The 3,647-nt window shown below is 51.0% G+C and carries 4 protein-coding genes; 2 read left to right on the plus strand and 2 right to left on the minus strand.

The features are described 5' to 3' along the window. The first annotated feature begins 295 nt into the window (after window positions 1-295). Together ompF and WCC56_RS21275 are read left to right on the plus strand one after the other, a co-directional pair. The gene (gene ompF, locus WCC56_RS21270; protein WP_424694304.1) at window positions 296-1,411 is read left to right on the plus strand and encodes a porin OmpF; all 1,116 of its coding nucleotides are present in this window, start codon (window positions 296-298) and stop codon (window positions 1,409-1,411) included. 208 nt (window positions 1,412-1,619) lie between these two features. Next, entirely contained in the window at window positions 1,620-2,810 is a 1,191-nt protein-coding gene (locus WCC56_RS21275) for an amino acid aminotransferase (protein ID WP_424694305.1), read from the plus strand. A gap of 89 nt (window positions 2,811-2,899) precedes the next feature. On the opposite strand, the gene WCC56_RS21280 is transcribed toward WCC56_RS21275, so the two are convergent. Both WCC56_RS21280 and WCC56_RS21285 read right to left on the minus strand, forming a co-directional pair. Beyond that, window positions 2,900-3,529 carry an MBL fold metallo-hydrolase gene (locus tag WCC56_RS21280; protein ID WP_424694306.1) on the minus strand — a complete coding sequence of 210 codons (630 nt, stop codon included), beginning with the start codon at window positions 3,527-3,529 and terminating at the stop codon, window positions 2,900-2,902. A gap of 44 nt (window positions 3,530-3,573) precedes the next feature. Continuing rightward, a partial coding sequence (locus tag WCC56_RS21285; RefSeq protein ID WP_424694307.1) for a DUF882 domain-containing protein occupies window positions 3,574-3,647 on the minus strand: 74 nt, incomplete at its 5' end.

Consider the following 3,647-nt stretch of genomic DNA (forward strand, 5'->3'; position numbering starts at 1 on the left):
GCATTAAATATAAGAAATTCATATATATATTCAAGGTCAGCCTAGCTGGCCTTTTTTTATTTTTGTAAATTTAGAGATGCTTCACAAAGTTCCGTGATTTTTACATTTTGTAATACATATTTTCCTCCTGTTACCAGAATAAGAGATTAGTAGCATTTTCGGGCTAGATAATCCGCTCAGCGAATGGAAAGATGCGTGCAGACACAGGAAGACACCAAACTCTCTTCGGGGTTCTGTAAAGAATTGTTGACGGCAGTGGCAGGTGTTCAAATAACTCCAATGAGGGTAATAAAAAATGATGAAGCGCAACATTCTGGCACTGGTTATCCCGGCCTTGTTAGTAGCTGGTGCAGCCAATGCAGCAGAAGTTTATAACAAAGACGGCAACAAGCTGGACCTCTATGGTAAAGCTGTTGGTCTGCACTACTTCTCTGATAACGACGGTTATGCCAGCGATGGTGACAAATCTTATGCTCGTTTGGGCTTCAAAGGTGAAACCCAGATTAACGACATGATGACTGGCTATGGTCAGTGGGAATATAACTTCCAGGCTAACCACTCTGAAGGCGGTGACGATTCTCAGACTGGTAACAAAACCCGTCTTGGTTTTGCTGGTTTAAAATTCGGTGATGCGGGTTCTTTCGACTACGGTCGTAACTATGGCGTCGTTTATGACACCATGGGTTGGACAGATATGCTGCCAGAATTCGGCGGCGACTCTACTTACACTGATAACTTCTTCGTAGGTCGTGGCAACGGTTTCGCAACCTACCGTAACACTAACTTCTTCGGTCTGGTTGATGGCCTGGACTTCGCTGCTCAGTATCAAGGCAAAAATGAAGACAGCGCTACCGGCCGTGGCGTGCAGCAGGCTAATGGCGATGGCTATGCCGCGTCTGTAACTTACACCCTTCCAATCGGTATTGGCTTCTCTGGTGCTTATGGCTCCGGTGACCGTACTAACGGTCAGGTTAACTCCTTCTTCGGTAACGGCGGTGACCGTGCTGAGCAATGGGCTGGTGCAGTTAAGTACGATGCGAACAATGTTTACCTGGCAGCAATGTATAGCGAAACACGCAACGCAACTTACATCGAAGACAGCAGCGTAGGTAATGTAACTTCTGGCAACGTTGGTTTTGCTAACAAAACTCAGCAGATTGAATTCGTAGCTCAGTACCAGTTCGACTTCGGCCTGCGTCCATCCATTGCTTACGTTCAGTCTAAAGCGAAAGATGTTGATGGCATTGGCGATGTAGACCTGGTTAAGTACTTTGAAGTGGGCGCGACTTACTACTTCAACAAAAACATGTCTACCTATGTTGACTACATCATCAACCAAATCGATGACGACAACCGTCTGGGCATCGGTTCTGGCGACACAGTAGCATTGGGTCTGGTTTACCAGTTCTAATTGCCAGCCGGGGTGATTCACTTCACCACCGCGCAACGCTAAAACGGGGCTTCGGCCCCGTTTTTGTTTCCTCCGCCCCGTTTCCCTCATCTATTGATCTTCTCCCAGCTCTTCCCTGTGATTTTTAAAGCAAACGGTTGGCAATTTGTGCGCTGTGGCGTAACCTGAGTCTTCACTTCGCTTTAGATTAAGCTAACGGACTTCGACTATGTTTGAACGCATTGCAGCTGCACCCGCCGACCCTATTCTTGGTTTAGCCGATCTCTTCCGTGCCGACGATCGCCCAAATACGATCAATCTGGGCATTGGTGTCTATAAAGACGAAACCGGCAAAACTCCGGTACTGACCAGCGTGAAGAAAGCTGAGCAGTATCTGCTTGAGAATGAAACCACCAAAAACTACCTCAGCATTGATGGACTGGCCGATTTCGGCAAGTGCACGCAGGAGCTGTTGTTTGGCAAAGACAACGCCATTGTGAGCACCAAACGTGCCCGCACTGCGCAGACTCCAGGTGGAACCGGTGCACTGCGTGTGGCTGCAGACTTTATTGCCACTCAGACCAGCGCTAAGCGCATCTGGGTAAGCAACCCGAGCTGGCCAAACCATAAAAATGTCTTCGAATCCGCCGGTCTGGAAGTGTGCGAATATCAGTATTACGACGCGGCCAGTCACTCACTGGATTTTGACGGCATGGTGAATGCGCTGCGTGACGTTGCCGCCGGCGACGTGGTTCTGTTCCACGGCTGCTGCCATAATCCTACCGGCATCGATCCTACCGCTGAGCAGTGGGCACAACTCTCTGAGTTGTCACTGGCCGGTGGCTGGCTGCCACTGTTCGATTTTGCCTATCAGGGCTTTGCCCGTGGTCTGGAAGAAGATGCTGAAGGTCTGCGTATTTTCGCTGCCAGTCACAAAGAACTGATCGTCGCCAGCTCTTACTCAAAGAACTTCGGCCTGTATAACGAACGCGTTGGTGCACTGACTCTGGTTGCCAGCGAAGCGTCTGTTGCTGACACAGCCTTCAGCCAGGTTAAAGCCACCATCCGCGCTAACTACTCTAACCCTCCGGCACACGGTGCGGCGATAGTGGCCACCATCCTCGGTAACGCCGCTCTGCGTGCTATCTGGGAGCAGGAACTGGCAGACATGCGCCAGCGCATCCACCGTATGCGTCAGCTGTTTGTGAATACCCTGCAGGAGAAAGGGGCAAAAGGTGATTTCAGCTTTATCATCAACCAGAATGGTATGTTCTCATTCAGCGGTCTGACTAAAGACCAGGTTGTGCGGCTGCGCGAAGAGTTCGGCGTTTATGCGGTGAACTCTGGTCGTGTGAACGTAGCGGGAATGACGCCAGATAATATGGCTCCGCTTTGTGAAGCGATTGTCGCCGTGCTGTAAGCCAGCGACTGAGCATAAAAAAAGCCTGCTTTTAAGCAGGCTTTTTTGTTTCTGTTCCCCGGCAAACCCGGCGCGATAAACGTGCTGAGTTACTGCAGGAACGGATTGGAAATCCTTTCGCGGCCCAGCGTAGACTTAGGCCCATGCCCCGGCAGGAAAGTCACGTCGTCACCCAAAGGGAGAAGCTTGGTTTTAATCGACGCGATTAAATCAGCATGGCTGCCCTGCGGGAAATCAGAACGCCCTACGCCACCGTTAAAGATCACATCGCCAGAAACCAGCAAGCGTGAAGCGCGGTCAAAGAAGACGATATGGCCAGGTGTATGACCAGGGCATAAGAGGATGTCGAGGCTGATATTACCCAGCTGCACGGTTTCCCCCTCTTCCAGCCAGCGGTCTGGCGTCAGAGGTGCACAATAGGGAAAGCCAAACATCTGACTCTGAGAAGGTAAGCCTTCAAGCCAAAAAGCATCTGCCTTGTGGGGACCGACAACCGGCACCGCATAAAAGGCAGCCAGTTCAGCTGCCGCGCCAACATGATCAAGATGACCATGGGTCAGCAGAATTTGCGTTACCGTCACGCCTTTTTCGGCCACATGGGCTTTGATCGTGTCGGCGTCACCGCCGGGATCCACCACCGCAGCCTGAAGCGTTGTCGGGCACCAGATTAGCGAGCAATTCTGCGCGAATGCCGTCACCGGGATAATTTGATAGTCCATAACACTCCGTTACCGGCGAGCCATGGCCCTACCGGAATTTCATCTTACCAGTGCCGTGCCGGCCCGGTATCAATATGCACAAAGTTACTGCTTGGGTAGTATCCTACACCACCAGCGC

The organism is Erwinia sp. (assembly GCF_049696395.1).
Lineage (GTDB): Bacteria > Pseudomonadota > Gammaproteobacteria > Enterobacterales > Enterobacteriaceae > Erwinia.

What these genes read in the sequence shown, in the direction of transcription:
- ompF (WP_424694304.1), top strand. Translation starts at nt 296, where the DNA reads ATGATGAAGCGCAACATTCTGGCACTGGTTATCCCGGCCTTGTTAGTA.
- WCC56_RS21275 (WP_424694305.1), top strand. Translation starts at nt 1,620, where the DNA reads ATGTTTGAACGCATTGCAGCTGCACCCGCCGACCCTATTCTTGGTTTA.
- WCC56_RS21280 (WP_424694306.1), bottom strand. Translation starts at nt 3,529, where the DNA reads ATGGACTATCAAATTATCCCGGTGACGGCATTCGCGCAGAATTGCTCG.